Origin of the sequence: Sulfitobacter sp. 1A13421 (assembly GCF_043557285.1) — a bacterium.
GTDB lineage: Bacteria > Pseudomonadota > Alphaproteobacteria > Rhodobacterales > Rhodobacteraceae > Sulfitobacter > Sulfitobacter faviae.
Window position 1 is genome coordinate 102,285 of record NZ_JBIFFQ010000007.1, and the last position, 15,366, is coordinate 117,650.

Here is a 15,366-nt window from a genome sequence, read left to right on the forward strand (position 1 = left end):
AAGGAATTGAAACATTTCACGCTTTGTTGACACGAGGCTGTGAGACAGTGGTCACATCCCTTGTCCGGGCCCCGCCCAAGGCGCATGTATAAGACAACAGACGGAGAGACAGATGGCCCAGCTTAAGAAAATCCTGCTTGTCGATGACGACGATGACCTGCGCGAAGCGCTGAGCGAGCAGTTGATCATGACCGAGGATTTCGACGTTTTCGAAGCGGCCAATGGCACCGAGGCGATGACCAAGGCGAAAGAGGCGCTTTACGATCTCATCATCCTCGACGTGGGCCTGCCCGATACCGATGGCCGCGAACTGTGTCGCCTGATGCGCAAACAGGGGGTGAAAAGCCCGATCCTGATGCTGACGGGCCACGACACCGATGCCGACACGATCCTCGGCCTTGATGCCGGGGCGAATGACTATGTCACCAAACCGTTCAAATTTCCGGTCCTTCTGGCCCGCATCCGCGCGCAGTTGCGCCAGCATGAACAGTCCGAAGATGCCGTCTTCCAGCTCGGGCCCTATACGTTCAAACCCGCGATGAAGGTGCTGACCACGGAGGACGACCGCAAGGTGCGTCTGACCGAGAAAGAGACCAATATCCTCAAGTTCCTCTACCGCTCCAATGACGGTGTGGTGCCGCGCGATGTGCTGCTGCATGAGGTCTGGGGCTATAACGCGGGCGTCACGACCCATACGCTTGAAACCCATATCTACCGCCTGCGGCAGAAGATCGAGCCTGACCCCTCGAATGCCCGTTTGCTGGTGACGGAATCCGGTGGCTATCGCCTGATGGCATAAAAACCGGGAACCAATTCCGACCCCTGTGGTTGGAATACCTGAGAGGCGGGGTTTTCATGACCCGCACCTCGGTTTGAAGCCCGACTTTTGTACCCGGGTAAAGGTACATACCTCCCTGTTGGACTGGCCGGGCCTTTGCGCCCGGTCTTTTTTTTGGGGGGGGGCGCCCCGGCCCGGAATCAAGCCGTAGGCGATGGCCCACACCGCAAGGAAGCCCCATTTCCGCATGGCACCCCCGCGCCGCCCGCGTTACTGTGCCGAACCACCCCCAGACCGGAGCCTCCCCCATGTCCTTTACCCTCGCCACTTGGAACATCAACTCCGTCCGCCTGCGCGAGCCTTTGGTGCTGAAACTGCTGGCCGAACACGGGCCGGATGTCCTCTGCTTGCAGGAATGCAAAAGCCCCGTGGACAAGATCCCGGTCGAGGCGTTCAAGGCGGCAGGCTACACCCATATGGTCGCGCGAGGGCAGAAGGGCTACAACGGCGTGGCGATCCTGTCGAAACTGCCGCTGGTGGATGCGGGCGATCAGGATTTCGCCATGCTGGGCCACGCCCGCCATGTGGCGGCCAAGCTGGAGAATGGCGCGACGATCCACAACTTCTACGTCCCCGCAGGCGGCGACAAACCCGACCGCGAGATCAATGAGAAGTTTGGCCAAAAGCTCGATTACCTCTCTGAGATGCGCGACTGGTTCCATGGCGAGAAGCCCGAGAAGTCGATCCTTGTGGGTGACCTCAACATCGCCCCGCGTGAGGATGACGTTTGGGATCATAAGAAGCTGCTAAAGATCGTCAGCCACACCCCGGTCGAGGTCGAAGCGCTTGGCGCGGTGCAGGATGCGGGCAATTGGGTCGACATCACGCGGCAGGATGTGCCGGAGGGCAAACTCTATAGCTGGTGGTCCTACCGCGCCGCCGATTGGGATGCCGCCGACAAGGGCCGCAGGCTCGATCATATCTGGGCCACATCGGATATCGCGCAGGCCGGACACTCCAGCCACATCGTCCGCGATGCGCGCGGTTGGGAGAAACCCAGCGACCACGCGCCGGTTTTTGCCAGTTTTGACCTTTGAATCGCGCCCCCGCACGTCCATATAAGGCCAAACGCGATTAGCGAGGATAACAGCATGACCGACCTGAACCTTTCCACCGCCGCCCCTGCGGATGCCGATCTGATCAAGGACACGACCGAGGCGACCTTCATGGCTGATGTGGTCGATGCCTCGCAAACGGTGCCGGTCATCGTTGATTTCTGGGCGCCGTGGTGCGGCCCTTGCAAGACGCTTGGCCCGATGTTGGAGGACGCCGTCCGCGCGGCCAAGGGCGCGGTGAAGATGGTGAAGGTCGATGTCGATCAGGCCCAGAACATCGCCGGTCAGTTGCAGATCCAGTCCATTCCCACGGTCTATGCCTTCTACAAAGGCCAGCCGGTCGACGGTTTCCAAGGCGCGCTGCCGCAGTCCGAGATCAAAGCCTTCGTCGACCGTGTGGTAAAAGCGGGGGGCGGCGAAGCGCCCGGTGACACGCTGGCCGATGCCGTGGCCGCCGCCGAAGAGATGCTGGCCGAGGGTGCCGCCACAGATGCGGCGCAGACCTTTGCCGCGATCCTAGAAGAAGACCCGATGAACGCGCCTGCCTACGGCGGCATGGTTCGGTCCCACATCGCCATGGGCGCCTTGGATCAGGCCGAAGCCTTGCTGAACGGCGCGCCGATCGAAATCTCCAAAGCCCCCGAACTCGAAGCTGCCCATGCCCAGTTGCAACTGGCGCATCAGGCCGCCGATGCCGGCCCCGTGGCCGAGTTGACCGAGAAGGTCGAGGCCAACCCCGACGACCATCAGGCGCGCTTCGATCTGGCCCAAGCGCTTTATGCCCATGACAATGCCGAAGCTGCCGTCGATCACCTGCTAGAGCTTTTCCGCCGCGATCGTGAATGGAACGAAGGCGCAGCCAAGACGCAACTTTTCACTATTTTTGAGGCACTTAAGCCCAATGATCCGGTGGTGTTGAATGGCCGTCGCAAACTGTCGTCAATGATATTTGCCTGAAGAGGCGGGCGCGCTAAGTCCCTTGTCATGATCAAGCCAGCAGAACTGCCCAAGACTATTGCGATCTTTCCGTTGGCAGGGGCGCTGCTGCTGCCCCGCTCGCGGCTGCCGCTGCATATCTTCGAGCCGCGCTATCTTCAGATGATCGAAGACGCGCTCAAGACTGACACGCGGTTGATCGGCATGGTCCAGCCCAACGAACTGCCCGGTCGCGATGGCCACGGGCTGCACCAGATCGGCTGCGCAGGCCGCATCACCCAGTTTTCCGAGACCGAGGATGGCCGTTATATGGTGACCCTTGGCGGCGTCTCGCGCTTTCGCGTGGTGGAGGAGATTGAGGGCTTTTCCCCCTATCGCCGCTGCGATGTGAATTGGTCGGGCTTTGACCGCGACCTGGGCGAGGATGAGGTCGACGACAGCTTTGACCGGGCGCGGTTTCTTGACCTTTTGGGGCGCTATTTCGACAGCCGCGGGCTTTCCGCCGATTGGGACACGTTGAAAGATGCCGAAGATGAGTTGCTGATCAACTCCCTGTCGATGATGCTGGAGTTCGAGGCCGAAGATAAACAGGCGCTGCTCGAGGCGCCTTCGCTGGAGACCCGGCGGGAGACATTGGTGACATTGATCGAATTCGCGATGCGCGGCGGTCAGGAAGAGGGCTTGATGCAATGACAGATGCGACCGTTCAATTCGACCGCCGGATGCTGGAGGCATTGATCTGCCCGCGCACCCAGACGACGCTGACCTATGACGCGGAAAAGCAAGAGCTGGTGTCGAAAGCTGCCGGGTTGGCCTATCCGATCCGTAACGGCATTCCCGTCATGCTGCCGGATGAGGCACGGAGGCTGTAACGGCCCGCAACCCGGTCAAAGGGGCTTGCCACGCATCAATCGAGGTAGGTCACCCGTCAGCCCCGCCGCTTCGCGGATGAAAGTGCGGCGTAGACCGGGCAGGGCGTTAATCGCGGCCATGCCCATGTCGCGGGCCAACCGAAAAAGCGCATTATCGTTCGAAAACAGTCGGTTGAAACTGTCGGTCGCCAGCGCGAGGCTGGCATTGTCGAACCGCCGCCATTCCTGATAGCGCGCCAGTACCGCGTCATTTCCGGGGTCTTCGCCCCGGCGAACCGCATCGGCAATCACCTCGGCCAAGGCGGCCACATCGCGCAGGCCCGCGTTCAGCCCCTGACCGGCGATGGGATGCACCCCATGGGCCGCGTCGCCCAAAAGCGCCACGCGCGAAGCGGTCATGGAATGGGCCAGCGACAGGCCCAGCGGATAGCTGTAGCGCGGGCCGGTCAGCGAAAGCTCCCCCAAAAAACTGCCAAAGCGCGGGCGCAGCACCTCAAGGTATTGCGCATCCGGCAGGGCGTTGATCGCGGCGGCATTGGCGCTCGCTTCGCTCCAGACGATCAGGGAGCGGTTGCCGGTCAGCGGCAAGATCGCCAGCGGGCCGGGGGGCATGAAGAATTGATGCGCGATGCCGTGGTGCGGCTTTTCGTGATCCACCACGCAGACCAGCGCCGTCTGGCCATAGGACCATGCGATACGCTTGATGCCCGCGCGCTCCGCCGTGCCGCTGCCGCGGCCATCGGCCCCCACCGCCAGTCTTGCGCGCAGGGTCTTGCCGCCCTCAAGCGTCAGGGTGATGCCGGTCGGCGCCACCGATTGCCCCGTAACGCGGGTGTCGTTCATCATCGTGATCGCCGGATCAGCAGCAGCCGCTTTCAGCAGCGCGCGGCGCAGATGGCGGTCTTCGACCATTTGGCCCATCGGGCCTTCCTCGATCTCGGCATGATCGAAATGCATGAACATGGGCGAGGGGCCGGTGCCAGCACGCCCATCGGTGACCTTGATCTCAAGCATCGGCTGGGCGTCATCCGCGATGTCGGGCCAGATGCCGATGCCTTCCATCAACCTGACCGAGGTGAGCGCCAGCGCATAGGCGCGCCCATCGAAGGCGGCGTTCTCAAAGGTCTGTGCGGGCTGGGCGTCAATCACGGCCACGCGCAATCCCGCGCGGCTGAGGGCCAAGGCAAGGGCGGGGCCGTTTAGCCCCCCGCCGATGATCGCGATATCGTGGTCAAAATCCATGGCCCTAGATATGACCTGCGCGCGGGGATTGTCCATGCGCCGAACGGTCGCTAGGTTCGCCAAGAACAGCGGTAAGGGGCATGACATGCAAGAATGGTTGGATATGACGGCGGCGGATTTGGGGCGCGGGATCGCGGCGGGCGATATCGACCCGGTGGCGCTTTGCGATGCCTATCTCGATGCCATCGACGCACATCCGATGCGCGACCGTATCTATGCCCGCGTCACCCCTGACCGCGCCCGCGCCGAAGCCGCTGCCGCGGCTGAGCGCGCCCGCGACGGTCAGCGCCTGTCGCCGCTCGACGGGGTGCCGATCTCTTGGAAAGACCTCTTTGATACCGCCGGAACGGCCACCGAGGCGGGCTCCAAACTGCTGGAAGGCCGGGTGCCTGAGCGTGACGCCGAAGTGCTCGCCAGCGCGACGGCCTTGGGGCTGGTCTGCTTGGGCAAGACGCATATGAGCGAATTGGCCTTCTCGGGCCTTGGCCATAACCCCAGCACCGCCACACCGCCCTGCGTGAACGAGCCGGACAGCGTCTCGGGCGGGTCGTCCTCAGGCGCGGCGGCTTCGGTTGCCTTTGGCTTGGCGGCAGCGGCGATCGGGTCGGATACCGGCGGGTCGGTGCGCATCCCGGCGGCGTGGAACGATCTGGTGGGGCTCAAGACCACCGCGGGCCGTGTGTCCCTTGCCGGGACCGTGCCGCTGGCGGCGAAGTTCGACACGGTTGGCCCGCTTTGCCGTTCGGTCGAAGATGCGGCGCTGCTGCTTGCCGCCTTGGAGGGGGGCAAGCCTGCCGATCTGCAAGAGAGCGAATTGGAGGGCTGCCGTTTCGCGGTGCTGACCAATGTTGTCATGGATGAGCTTTCCGATGAGCCCAAAGCCGCTTTTGACGCGGCGGTGGCGCGGTTGCGAGAGGCCGGTGCCACGGTTGACGAGATCACCGTGCCCGAAGTCGAAGAGGCGATGCCGCTGAGTTCCTGTCTCTACACCACCGAAGCCTATGGGCTATGGCGCGATGTGATCGAAGCCGACCCGGAAGCCATGTTCAGCGAAATTCTTGAGCGTTTCCGGCTGGGTAAGGGGTTCTCCGGCCCCGATTACGTCGCCGCTTGGGCCAAGCTCGATCTGGCGCGGGCAGGCTATGACCGGGCCGTGGCAGGCTATGACGCCGTGTTGGTGCCCACAGCGCCCATGCTGCCGCCGAACATCGAACGGCTGAACAGCGATCACGACTACTACCTCGCGCAGAATCTCCTGTCCCTGCGCAACACGCGAGTCGCGAATCTCATGGGGCTTTGCGCGCTTACCTTGCCGACCGATACGCCCTCTTGCGGCATTTCTCTGATGTGCGCTCCGAACGCCGAGGAACAGCTTTTGCGCCTTGGTGCAGCGGCTGAAGCGGCCCTGCGCGAGGCCTAAGACCGCACGACCGAAAAGCCACAAGGGCGGCAAAACTCCCCGGTTTTTCTGGACGGGAGAGGCGCCCTTGGGTACCTTGGGGCAAACGGGGCGCGAATGATCCCGATCCGAGGCAGTTTTGATGATGTATACCGAGCGGTTTTCGAACCTTCCGGCCCACGTGTGGCCGCGCCTGCGCGCATTGCTTGACGGGCATGAGGGCGGCGGCACGCCGATCCATATGACCATCGGCGAGCCGAAACATGCGTTTCCGGCATGGGTGACCGATGAGATCACGAAACACGCCGCAGGGTTCAACAAATACCCGCCGAACGACGGTTCACCCGAATTGCGCGCGGCCATCGCTTCATGGATCGCCCGCCGCTACGGGGTCGAGATGGACCCCGACAGCGAGGTGATGGCCCTGAACGGCACGCGCGAGGGGCTCTATAACGCCGTCATCGCGCTTTGCCCGCCCACCAAGAATGGGGAGAAATCGGCCATCCTGATGCCGAACCCCTTCTACCAAGTCTATATGATCGGCGCGATTTCCGGTGAGGCGGACCCGATCATGGTGCCCGCGACCGCAGAGACCGGGCATCTGCCAGATTTCGCGAGCCTGCCTGAAGAGGTGCTGCGCCGCACCACGGCGGCCTATCTTTGCTCCCCCGCCAATCCGCAGGGCGTTGTCGCCTCGCGCGATTACTGGGCCGAGCTGATCGCGCTGGCCGAGAAGTATGATTTCCTGATCTTCGCCGATGAATGCTATTCCGAGATCTACCGCGACACGCCACCCACCGGGGCGCTGGAGGTGGTCAAAGAATTGGGCACCGACCGCAACCGTGTGGTGATCTTTCATTCGTTGTCGAAACGCTCGAACCTGCCGGGGCTGCGGTCGGGCTTTGCCGCCAGCGGGACCGAGACGATGCGTCAGATCAAACAGTTGCGCAACTACGCGGGCGCGCCATTGCCGCTGCCCTTGCAGCAGGCCGCCGCCGCCGTTTGGGCGGATGAGGCGCATGTGGAAGAGAATCGCGCGCTCTATCAAGAGAAATACGCCATCGCCGACCGCATCTTTGGCAATGTGCCGGGCTATGTGAGCCCCGAGGCGGGGTTCTTCCTCTGGCTTCCGGTCGAGGATGACGAGGCCGCGGTGCTGAAGCTCTGGCGCGAGACCGGCGTGCGGGTGCTGCCCGGCAGCTATCTGGCGCAGAACGTCGCCGGGGGGAACCCCGGGCAGAATTACATTCGGGTCGCCTTGGTGGCCCCAAAAGACGAAACGACGCGCGGATTGGAAGCGATCCGCGACTGTCTGTATTCGGCATAAGCGAGGGACGACATGGCATATCAGACACGGGGACGCGATCCATTGCTAGACAGCAACATGGCCGAGGCAATCGAAAAGCGCGGTCGTGAACTGCTGGGGCTGGCGCTGATCATGCTGGGCATCATGGCCGCCATGATGATCGGCAGCTACACGCCCGACGATCCCAACTGGATGGTCTCGACCGATGCGCCGGTGCAGAACTGGATGGGCCGGATCGGTGCCTCCATCGCCGCGCCGCTGTTCATGATCGTCGGTTGGGGCGCTTGGGGCATCGCCATCGTCCTGCTGTTCTGGGGCGGACGTTTCGCGCTGCATCAGGGCGATGACCGCGCGCTTGGGCGGCTGATCTTTGCGCCTATCGCCGTCGCACTTGGCGCGATCTACGCCGCGACGCTGGCCCCCGGTCAGGAATGGCTGCTGACCCATAGCTTCGGTCTGGGCGGGCTTTTTGGCGATACCGTCATGGGCGCGCTGCTGACGATCCTGCCCATCGGTTCGACCCTGACGGTCAAGCTGATGTCGCTTTTGATGGGTGTCGCTATCCTTGCGTTGGGCGCCTTCGTCTTGGGCTTTACCAAGGCCGAGCTGTTCCGCATTGCGCGGTTCCTGCTGGTCGGTCTGATCATGGCCTATGCCGGGCTGATGACCCTTCTGGGCCGTGGCGCCAATGGGGCCGTCGTCGCCGCGCAGAACCTCTCGGCCCGTCAGGCCGAACGTCGTGAGCGCCGCCGTCAGGAAGCCGAAGATGCCGAAGCCTGGGCCGCGCAGGAAGCCGAGCAGAGCTATGCCGCTGAGCACGCTTCGGTGGCCGAGCCGGAAGCCGAACCGCGCAGCCTGTTCGGTCGGATGCCCGGGCTGATCAAACGGCCCGAACCCGAAGACGACATGCCCGAGCCGGAACTGATCGAGACCTACAGCGACGCCATCGTGGATGAGACACCGGGCGAAGAGCGCATCAAAAGCAAGATCGCCGACGTGATCAAGAACCGCGTGCGCCATGCCAATGCGATCCACACGCCGACGACCGCGCCTTTGACCAAGGGCCGGGGCCGTGGGCCGGACCCGCTGGTGCTGAACACCAGCCAGCCTGCCGCCCAGCCCGCCGGGCTGCGTGCCGAACCGCCCCTGACCGCCGAACCGGCCACCCTGCGCCCCGAGCCGCTGCTGCGCAGGCCGCAGGCCCAGCCCGCGCCCGCTCCGACGCCTGAGCCGATGGTTCAGGAACCGGCAGCGCAGGCGCCGATGGCCGCGCCCTACGAAGACACCGTGGCGTCTGAGACCCTGCCGTTGCAGCAGGCGCCCGCGCCTGAGGCGATGAAAATCCCCGTGGCGGAACCGCGCAAAGTGGTGCAGCAGCCCGCCCGCAAACCCGTCCAGCCCTCGAAACAGGCGCAGGTCGAAGCGCAGCCCACCCTGACCTTCGACGACACGCACCCCGGGTTTGAACTGCCGCCGCTGAGCCTTCTGGAAAGCCCCGAAAGCGTGCAGCGCCTGCACCTCAGCGACGAGGCGTTGGAGGAAAACGCGCGGATGCTGGAAACCGTGCTCGACGACTACGGCGTGAAAGGTGAGATCGTCGCCGTGCGCCCCGGCCCCGTCGTCACAATGTACGAACTCGAGCCCGCGCCCGGTCTCAAAGCCAGCCGCGTGATCGGTCTTGCGGATGACATCGCCCGCTCCATGGCCGCCCTTTCGGCGCGTGTCTCCACCGTGCCGGGCCGCTCGGTGATCGGCATCGAACTGCCCAACGAGAACCGCGAGAAGGTGATCCTGCGCGAGATCCTCTCAAGCCGCGACTTCGGCGACGGCAACCATCGCCTGCCGCTGGCGCTCGGCAAGGACATCGGCGGCGACCCGGTTGTGGCCAACCTCGCCAAGATGCCGCACCTGCTGATCGCGGGGACCACCGGCTCGGGTAAATCCGTGGCGATCAACACAATGATCCTGTCGCTGCTCTACAAGCTGACGCCGGAAGAATGCCGGATGATCATGATCGACCCCAAGATGCTGGAACTGTCGGTCTATGACGGCATCCCGCATCTGCTGAGCCCGGTCGTCACCGACCCCAAGAAGGCCGTCGTGGCGCTGAAATGGGTCGTGGGCGAGATGGAAGAGCGCTATCGAAAGATGTCCAAAATGGGCGTGCGCAACATCGAAGGCTACAACGGCCGCGTCCGCGAGGCGCTGGCCAAGGGCGAGATGTTCTCCCGCACCGTGCAGACCGGTTTCGACGAAGACACCGGCGAGCCGATCTTTGAGACTGAGGAAAACACACCCGAGGCGCTGCCCTATATCGTCGTCATCGTCGACGAGATGGCCGACCTGATGATGGTCGCGGGCAAAGAGATCGAAGCCTGCATCCAGCGTCTGGCGCAGATGGCGCGGGCGAGTGGAATCCACCTCATCATGGCCACGCAGCGTCCGTCCGTCGACGTCATCACCGGCACGATCAAAGCGAACTTCCCGACGCGGATTTCCTTCCAAGTGACCTCGAAGATCGACAGCCGCACGATCTTGGGCGAAATGGGTGCGGAACAGCTCTTGGGCATGGGCGACATGCTTTATATGGCGGGCGGGGCGAAGATCACCCGTTGCCACGGCCCCTTTGTCAGCGACGAAGAGGTCGAAGAGATCGTCAACCACCTCAAGCAATTCGGCGAGCCGGATTATGTCTCGGGCGTTGTCGAAGGGCCGTCCGAGGATAAGGAAAGCAATATCGACGCGGTGCTGGGCCTTGGCGGCAATACCGATAGCGAAGACGCGCTTTATGACACCGCCGTGCAGGTTGTGATCAAAGACCGCAAATGCTCCACCTCCTACATCCAGCGCAAACTGGCGATCGGCTATAACAAAGCCGCGCGTCTGGTCGAGCAGATGGAGGAAGAGGGGCTGGTCTCTCCGGCGAACCATGTCGGCAAGCGTGAGATTCTGGTGCCGGAACAGGCATAGGTCTGCCACTTCCCCCTCCTCTTGGGGGCGACAATCAGAAACACCGCCGGGCCACCCTCCCGGCGGTGTTTTTTTATGGGGCAGGGCGGGCGATAGCGAAAAACCGCGCCCTGATATCGAATATCACGCCCGCCCGCCCTATGTCAGAACGTGAGGCAACACAGGACGAACAACATGCGTAAACTTACTTCTGCGATTCTGGCGGTTGGACTGGCCGTATCGGCCCCCCTCGCGGCGGCGGCGCAGCAACTGTCGCTGAATGAGATTTCGGGCTATCTGAACCAGCTTCGCACCGCCAAGGGCGACTTTACCCAGATCAACGATGACGGGTCGATCAGCACGGGCACGATCTATATCAAACGCCCCGGCAAGGTACGTTTCGAATATAACGCGCCGGATTCCGGGCTGGTCGTCGCGGGGGCGAATACGGTCGTGATCTACGACAAGAAGTCGAACCAACCGGCTGAGACCTATCCGCTGGCGCGAACACCGCTGTCGATCATCTTGGCCGACAACGTCAATCTGGGCCGCGCCAAGATGGTGACAGGCCACAGCTATGACGGCACCGCCACCACGGTCACGGCCCAAGATCCCGCCAACCCGCAATATGGCAACATTCAGATGAAGTTCACCGGCAACCCGGTGCAGCTGCGTCAGTGGATCATCAACGATGGCAACGGCAGCGCCACGACGGTCGTGCTGGGTGACATGCAGGTGGGGGGCAATATCTCTAACAGCCTGTTCGACACCGCGGGCGCACGGGCAGGCGGCAGACGCTAAGCGGCCCTGTTGAAACAAAAAAAAACCCGGCTGATCAGGCCGGGGCGTTTTGCATTGGAGTGGGCGGGTTTACCAGCGGCCCAGACGGCAACCGGCGATCTGCCGTTGATAGAGTTTGGCGCGGGAATCGACCTTGCCCGCGACCCCGACCAGCCACGCCTTGCTGTTATAGCTCTTGCGGGCAAAACCGGTGTGGCCCTCGTGATAGGCGAGGTATTGGTTGCGGGCGTCGTGAAGGGAGACGCCGTTCCGCTCCCGCGTCAGGTTCATGTACCAGCCCATGAAATCGCTCGCGTCGCGAATCCGGTCGCGTTTGGCGCGCCAACGGCCCTCGGATTCCAGATACTCATCCCATGTCGCGTCCAAAGCCTGCGAATAGCCAAATGCGCTGGATTGGCGGCCCATTGGGATCACACCCAGCACATACTTGAACGGCGTCCGGGCATCCGCCACGAATTTGCTCTCTTGGTGGATAGTGGCCATTTGGACGTGGATGGGGACACCCCATTTCCGCTCGGTCGCGCGGAATGCGCGCAGGTAGTCGGGGTGATCTTTCAGGATCGTACAGGCGTTATCCAGATCACGCGGGGCCGTTTGAGGCCCGCCGCCGCAGGATGCCACCAGCAGTACGATCATCATTGCGCAAAAATGCTTGCTCATCTGCCTCTCGCCTCTCGTTTTTGTTAGGGGACGTTTTTTCGGAGGAGTTTAACCGATTCACCCTCACCATCACATCACTAAATTGGGAAAATGCGCGGCAGTCTGGGCGGTATTGCGCTGACTGCGCAGCCCTGCGCAGGCGGTATTTCGCGGGGGGCCGGCAAAGCAGTTGCACCCCCGGGCGGTGGGCTGCCGCAAACCCACTGTCGGCGCGGCGTTCACAGTCTGTTTCCCCGCGCAGAGCCGCTGTGATTGGACAAAAGCCCCTTGAAAGGGCTACCGTCGAGGGGTAGGGGCAGCATGTTATGATACGAACACGCGCAAAATATCACCTCGGGCAGATTGTCCGTCACAAGAAGCATCCCTTTCGGGGCGTGATTTTTGACGTCGACCCGGAATTCGCCAACACCGAAGAATGGTATGAGGCGATTCCCGAAGAGAACCGGCCGGTGAAAGACCAGCCGTTCTATCATCTCTTGGCCGAGAACGATCAGAGCTACTATGTGGCCTATGTGTCCGAGCAGAACCTCGTGGCTGATTATTCGGGGGAGCCTGTGGACCACCCCGATATCCCCGATCTGTTCGGCCCCTTCACCGACGGTGCCTATCCGCTGCATTTCCAGATGAACTAAGCCCGGCGGGCCGTTTGCCGCCCGCCCAAGCGTTTCATCAATAGCCCAAGGCGCAGCCGTCCTTACGCGGATCGCTCGCGCCTTCCAGTACGCCATCTTCTCGGATGCGGATCGCCTGTGCCCCGCCGATCGCCGTTTCGGGCACTTCGACCCTATGACCCAGATCGCTCAAGCTTTGGCGCACGTCATCGCCAAAGCCGCGCTCGACCTTCATCACCTGCCCATCGGCAAAGGCGCGGGGTGCGTCGATGGCGCTTTGAACGTCCATGCCGAAATCGGTGAGGTTCGAGGCAAAGCGCGCATGGCCGCAGGGCTGATAGGCCCCGCCCATCACGCCAAAGGGCATGGCCAGCCGGCCATTCTCGCGGATCATGCCGGGGATGATCGTATGCATCGGGCGTTTGCCGCCTTTCAGCTCATTGGGGTGGCCTTCCTCCAAAGTGAAACCCGCGCCACGGTTTTGCAGCAGGATGCCGAACTTGTCCGAGGCGATGCCAGAACCGAAGCCGTGGAAGATCGAATAGATGAGCGAGACCGACATGCCGTCGCCGTCGACCACGGTGATATAGATCGTATCTTTATGCACCGCCTCGCTGATCGGGGCGGCGGCGGCCATGGCGCGTTTGGGGTCGATCAGCGCCGCAAGGGCGCGGGCGGTCTCAGGCGCCAGCATGTGCTCAAGCCGCGTGGTGTGGTCCGGGTCGGCCAGAAAGCGGTTGCGGGCGTCATAGGCCAGTTTGGTGGCTTCGGCTTCGATATGCAGGCGCTCGGCCCCCAATGGGTCCATCCCGGCGATGTCGAAGTGATCGAGGATATTCATCAGCAACAGGGCGGTCGCCCCTTGGCCATTGGGCGGATGTTCGACCACTTCGAGGTCTTTGTACTGGCCTGACACGGGCGTCGTGACCTCGGCGTGGGCCTTGGCGAAATCCGCGGCGCTGTGGCTGCCGCCTGCGGATTGCAGGGTGGCGATCATGTCCTCGGCGATCTCTCCGGTGTAGAAGGCATCGCGGCCCTGCGCGGCCACGCGGCGCAGCACTTCGGCCTGTCCCGGCGCGCGGAAGATGTCGCCGGTGCGGGGCGTTTTACCGTTGATGAGGAAGTGATCCCGCGCGCGCCCCTGAAGGGTGCCGCCATCGGTGGCCCAGTCAAAGGCCACGCGCGGGGCGACGGGCACCCCCGCCTCGGCATAGTGGATCGCGGGGGCGAGCAGGGCGTCCAACCCCAGTTTGCCGACGCTTTCCGAGAGGTGGCAGAAGGCGTCGATGGCCGTGGGGATGGTCACGGCATCCGCCGAGCGGAGCGGCACCGTCTGCTCACCTCGGTCCCGCAGTTTCGCGGCATCCAACGCCGCTGGCGCGCAGCCGGACCCGTTGAGGGCATGGACCTCCTCGCTCCCCGCCGGGGAGTAGAGCATGAAACAGTCGCCGCCGATCCCGGTCATCTGCGGCTCGCAAATGCCGAGCAACACCGCCCCGGCGATGGCCGCGTCCATCGCGTTGCCGCCCCGCGCAAGGATATCGACCGCCGCCCGCGCCGCCAGCGGATGCGATGTGGCGCAGATGCCGTTGGTGGCCAAGACCGGTGACCGGCCGGGAAGGTGAAAATCGCGCATGTGCTGCCCCTCGCTGAATTACGTCAGCGTGACCCTAAACGGAGATCTCGGTTCTGCCAATGCGGGGGGAAGTTCCTCGGCACCGCGTACTGGGTGGGGGCTATTAAACACGGCACCGAGGGAAGCCATATGCAGCTACAGCCCCGTTTATGACCGGCAACCAAGGCGCAATTGTGATCCCAGCGGGGCCGTTTTGGGAAATATGCGGGACGCGCTGCCGCAGATGTTAACGCGGCGGTAACCCAACCGGGAGCCGCAGGTCGATCCGGTTCTCTTGGGCCAAGCGGCGATAGGCCAGGTCTTTCGCCAGATCGCGGATCAGGAACCAGCCAAAGCCGCCTTCGGGCAGGTCGCAAACGGGGCGGTCGATCTCTTGCGGCAGGCCCAAGGGCGCTTGCAGGTCGGGCATCGGCAGCCCTTCGTCCGACACGGCAATGTGCAGGCCGTCGGGCGCGTGATGGCAGGCGATATGGATGGGGCCGGGGTGGTGCGGGTCGGGGTAGGCGTGTTCGACGATATTGTTGAGCATTTCGGCGACCACCAAGCGCACCACGCAGACCTCCTCGGCCCCGAGCGAAAGGCAGGAAAGCGCGTCCAGCAAAAGCGTGAGCGCCTGCCGCGCGGCCTGCGGGCCGTTGTGAACGGTGATCTCGAACGGGCAGAGCGCGGACCGCGCGGCGGAGAGCCGCATGGCGCTATTCTCGATGCGCGGTGAGGGCGGCGTCAAGCGTGTGGAAGATGCCAAAGACCCTGTCCATCCGGGTGAGGGTAAAGACCTTTTCCACCGCCGGGGTCAGCCCGGCCAGCACCAGCGCGCGCTGTGGTGCCAGATGTTTCATCGCCGCCACGATCGCGCCCAAGCCGCTGGAATCAATGAAATTGACCCGGTGCAGATCAAGGATCACCACCGGCGGCGCATGGGCCGCGGCGCGACGTAGCGCATCCTTGAACTCCAGCGCCGCGGCGGCGTCGATCCGGTCATGCAGCACGCTGACCACGCAAAAGCGGTCTTCTGTTTTGGCGGAAACTTCCATAGACATGCCCCGAGACTTTGAAGTTCG

General features: G+C 63.2%; 15 protein-coding genes. 10 read left to right on the plus strand and 5 right to left on the minus strand.

Annotated features, from left to right (window positions below):
- Positions 1-112: 112 nt before the first annotated feature.
- The 5 genes from ACGYLI_RS13450 to ACGYLI_RS13470 all read left to right on the plus strand — a co-directional run bounded on the left by ACGYLI_RS13450 (position 113) and on the right by ACGYLI_RS13470 (position 3,701).
- Positions 113-799, plus strand: coding sequence for a response regulator transcription factor (locus tag ACGYLI_RS13450; protein WP_067261731.1), 687 nt, complete (start codon positions 113-115; stop codon positions 797-799).
- Between the two features lie 287 nt (positions 800-1,086).
- Entirely contained in the window at positions 1,087-1,875 is a 789-nt protein-coding gene (locus ACGYLI_RS13455) for an exodeoxyribonuclease III (RefSeq protein ID WP_394419575.1), read from the plus strand.
- Positions 1,876-1,929: 54 nt separating this feature from the next.
- On the plus strand, positions 1,930-2,850 hold the full coding sequence (trxA, locus tag ACGYLI_RS13460; RefSeq protein ID WP_394419576.1) for a thioredoxin: 921 nt from the start codon (positions 1,930-1,932) through the stop codon (positions 2,848-2,850).
- 27 nt (positions 2,851-2,877) lie between these two features.
- Positions 2,878-3,522, plus strand: a complete 645-nt coding sequence (locus tag ACGYLI_RS13465; RefSeq protein WP_067261736.1) for an LON peptidase substrate-binding domain-containing protein — start codon at positions 2,878-2,880, stop codon at positions 3,520-3,522.
- Positions 3,519-3,701 (plus strand): Trm112 family protein, encoded by a 183-nt coding sequence (locus ACGYLI_RS13470; protein WP_271692896.1) that lies wholly within the window; start codon positions 3,519-3,521, stop codon positions 3,699-3,701. The genes ACGYLI_RS13465 and ACGYLI_RS13470 overlap by 4 nt, the downstream gene beginning before the upstream one ends.
- Before the next feature lie 15 nt (positions 3,702-3,716).
- Here the strand turns inward: ACGYLI_RS13470 and ACGYLI_RS13475 are convergent, their stop codons facing one another.
- On the minus strand, positions 3,717-4,943 hold the full coding sequence (locus ACGYLI_RS13475) for an FAD-dependent oxidoreductase (protein WP_394419577.1): 1,227 nt from the start codon (positions 4,941-4,943) through the stop codon (positions 3,717-3,719).
- Between the two features lie 85 nt (positions 4,944-5,028).
- On the opposite strand from ACGYLI_RS13475, the gene ACGYLI_RS13480 reads away from it, so the two are divergent.
- The 4 genes from ACGYLI_RS13480 to ACGYLI_RS13495 all read left to right on the plus strand — a co-directional run bounded on the left by ACGYLI_RS13480 (position 5,029) and on the right by ACGYLI_RS13495 (position 11,398).
- Positions 5,029-6,363 carry an amidase gene (locus ACGYLI_RS13480; protein ID WP_394419578.1) on the plus strand — a complete coding sequence of 445 codons (1,335 nt, stop codon included), beginning with the start codon at positions 5,029-5,031 and terminating at the stop codon, positions 6,361-6,363.
- A 124-nt stretch (positions 6,364-6,487) separates the two neighbouring features.
- Complete coding sequence (locus ACGYLI_RS13485) at positions 6,488-7,669, plus strand: aminotransferase class I/II-fold pyridoxal phosphate-dependent enzyme (protein ID WP_394419629.1); 1,182 nt, start codon at positions 6,488-6,490, stop codon at positions 7,667-7,669.
- A gap of 12 nt (positions 7,670-7,681) precedes the next feature.
- On the plus strand, positions 7,682-10,618 hold the full coding sequence (locus tag ACGYLI_RS13490; protein WP_394419579.1) for a DNA translocase FtsK 4TM domain-containing protein: 2,937 nt from the start codon (positions 7,682-7,684) through the stop codon (positions 10,616-10,618).
- Between the two features lie 174 nt (positions 10,619-10,792).
- Positions 10,793-11,398: an outer membrane lipoprotein carrier protein LolA gene (locus ACGYLI_RS13495; protein WP_271692900.1), complete on the plus strand. Its 606-nt coding sequence runs from the start codon at positions 10,793-10,795 to the stop codon at positions 11,396-11,398.
- Between the two features lie 69 nt (positions 11,399-11,467).
- On the opposite strand, the gene ACGYLI_RS13500 is transcribed toward ACGYLI_RS13495, so the two are convergent.
- A complete protein-coding gene (locus ACGYLI_RS13500) occupies positions 11,468-12,058 on the minus strand; it encodes a lytic transglycosylase (RefSeq protein ID WP_322328450.1) in 591 nt (196 codons plus the stop codon).
- A 305-nt stretch (positions 12,059-12,363) separates the two neighbouring features.
- Between ACGYLI_RS13500 and hspQ the strand changes: the two genes are divergently transcribed.
- The gene (gene hspQ / locus ACGYLI_RS13505; RefSeq protein WP_067261750.1) at positions 12,364-12,690 is read left to right on the plus strand and encodes a heat shock protein HspQ; all 327 of its coding nucleotides are present in this window, start codon (positions 12,364-12,366) and stop codon (positions 12,688-12,690) included.
- A 37-nt stretch (positions 12,691-12,727) separates the two neighbouring features.
- Here the strand turns inward: hspQ and ACGYLI_RS13510 are convergent, their stop codons facing one another.
- The 3 genes from ACGYLI_RS13510 to ACGYLI_RS13520 all read right to left on the minus strand — a co-directional run bounded on the left by ACGYLI_RS13510 (position 12,728) and on the right by ACGYLI_RS13520 (position 15,339).
- Positions 12,728-14,305, minus strand: a complete 1,578-nt coding sequence (locus tag ACGYLI_RS13510) for a gamma-glutamyltransferase family protein (protein ID WP_394419580.1) — start codon at positions 14,303-14,305, stop codon at positions 12,728-12,730.
- A 226-nt stretch (positions 14,306-14,531) separates the two neighbouring features.
- Entirely contained in the window at positions 14,532-14,996 is a 465-nt protein-coding gene (locus ACGYLI_RS13515; RefSeq protein ID WP_394419581.1) for an ATP-binding protein, read from the minus strand.
- 4 nt (positions 14,997-15,000) lie between these two features.
- The gene (locus ACGYLI_RS13520) at positions 15,001-15,339 is read right to left on the minus strand and encodes an STAS domain-containing protein (protein WP_067266757.1); all 339 of its coding nucleotides are present in this window, start codon (positions 15,337-15,339) and stop codon (positions 15,001-15,003) included.
- Positions 15,340-15,366: the final 27 nt, after the last annotated feature.

Excerpts from the sequence above, each read along its gene's own strand:
- ACGYLI_RS13470 (WP_271692896.1), top strand. The coding sequence starts at position 3,519 with ATGACAGATGCGACCGTTCAATTCGACCGCCGGATGCTGGAGGCATTG.
- ACGYLI_RS13510 (WP_394419580.1), bottom strand. The coding sequence starts at position 14,305 with ATGCGCGATTTTCACCTTCCCGGCCGGTCACCGGTCTTGGCCACCAAC.
- ACGYLI_RS13450 (WP_067261731.1), top strand. The coding sequence starts at position 113 with ATGGCCCAGCTTAAGAAAATCCTGCTTGTCGATGACGACGATGACCTG.
- ACGYLI_RS13465 (WP_067261736.1), top strand. The coding sequence starts at position 2,878 with ATGATCAAGCCAGCAGAACTGCCCAAGACTATTGCGATCTTTCCGTTG.
- trxA (WP_394419576.1), top strand. The coding sequence starts at position 1,930 with ATGACCGACCTGAACCTTTCCACCGCCGCCCCTGCGGATGCCGATCTG.
- ACGYLI_RS13515 (WP_394419581.1), bottom strand. The coding sequence starts at position 14,996 with ATGCGGCTCTCCGCCGCGCGGTCCGCGCTCTGCCCGTTCGAGATCACC.
- ACGYLI_RS13455 (WP_394419575.1), top strand. The coding sequence starts at position 1,087 with ATGTCCTTTACCCTCGCCACTTGGAACATCAACTCCGTCCGCCTGCGC.
- ACGYLI_RS13520 (WP_067266757.1), bottom strand. The coding sequence starts at position 15,339 with ATGGAAGTTTCCGCCAAAACAGAAGACCGCTTTTGCGTGGTCAGCGTG.
- ACGYLI_RS13500 (WP_322328450.1), bottom strand. The coding sequence starts at position 12,058 with ATGAGCAAGCATTTTTGCGCAATGATGATCGTACTGCTGGTGGCATCC.
- ACGYLI_RS13485 (WP_394419629.1), top strand. The coding sequence starts at position 6,488 with ATGTATACCGAGCGGTTTTCGAACCTTCCGGCCCACGTGTGGCCGCGC.
- ACGYLI_RS13490 (WP_394419579.1), top strand. The coding sequence starts at position 7,682 with ATGGCATATCAGACACGGGGACGCGATCCATTGCTAGACAGCAACATG.
- ACGYLI_RS13475 (WP_394419577.1), bottom strand. The coding sequence starts at position 4,943 with ATGGATTTTGACCACGATATCGCGATCATCGGCGGGGGGCTAAACGGC.
- hspQ (WP_067261750.1), top strand. The coding sequence starts at position 12,364 with ATGATACGAACACGCGCAAAATATCACCTCGGGCAGATTGTCCGTCAC.
- ACGYLI_RS13495 (WP_271692900.1), top strand. The coding sequence starts at position 10,793 with ATGCGTAAACTTACTTCTGCGATTCTGGCGGTTGGACTGGCCGTATCG.
- ACGYLI_RS13480 (WP_394419578.1), top strand. The coding sequence starts at position 5,029 with ATGCAAGAATGGTTGGATATGACGGCGGCGGATTTGGGGCGCGGGATC.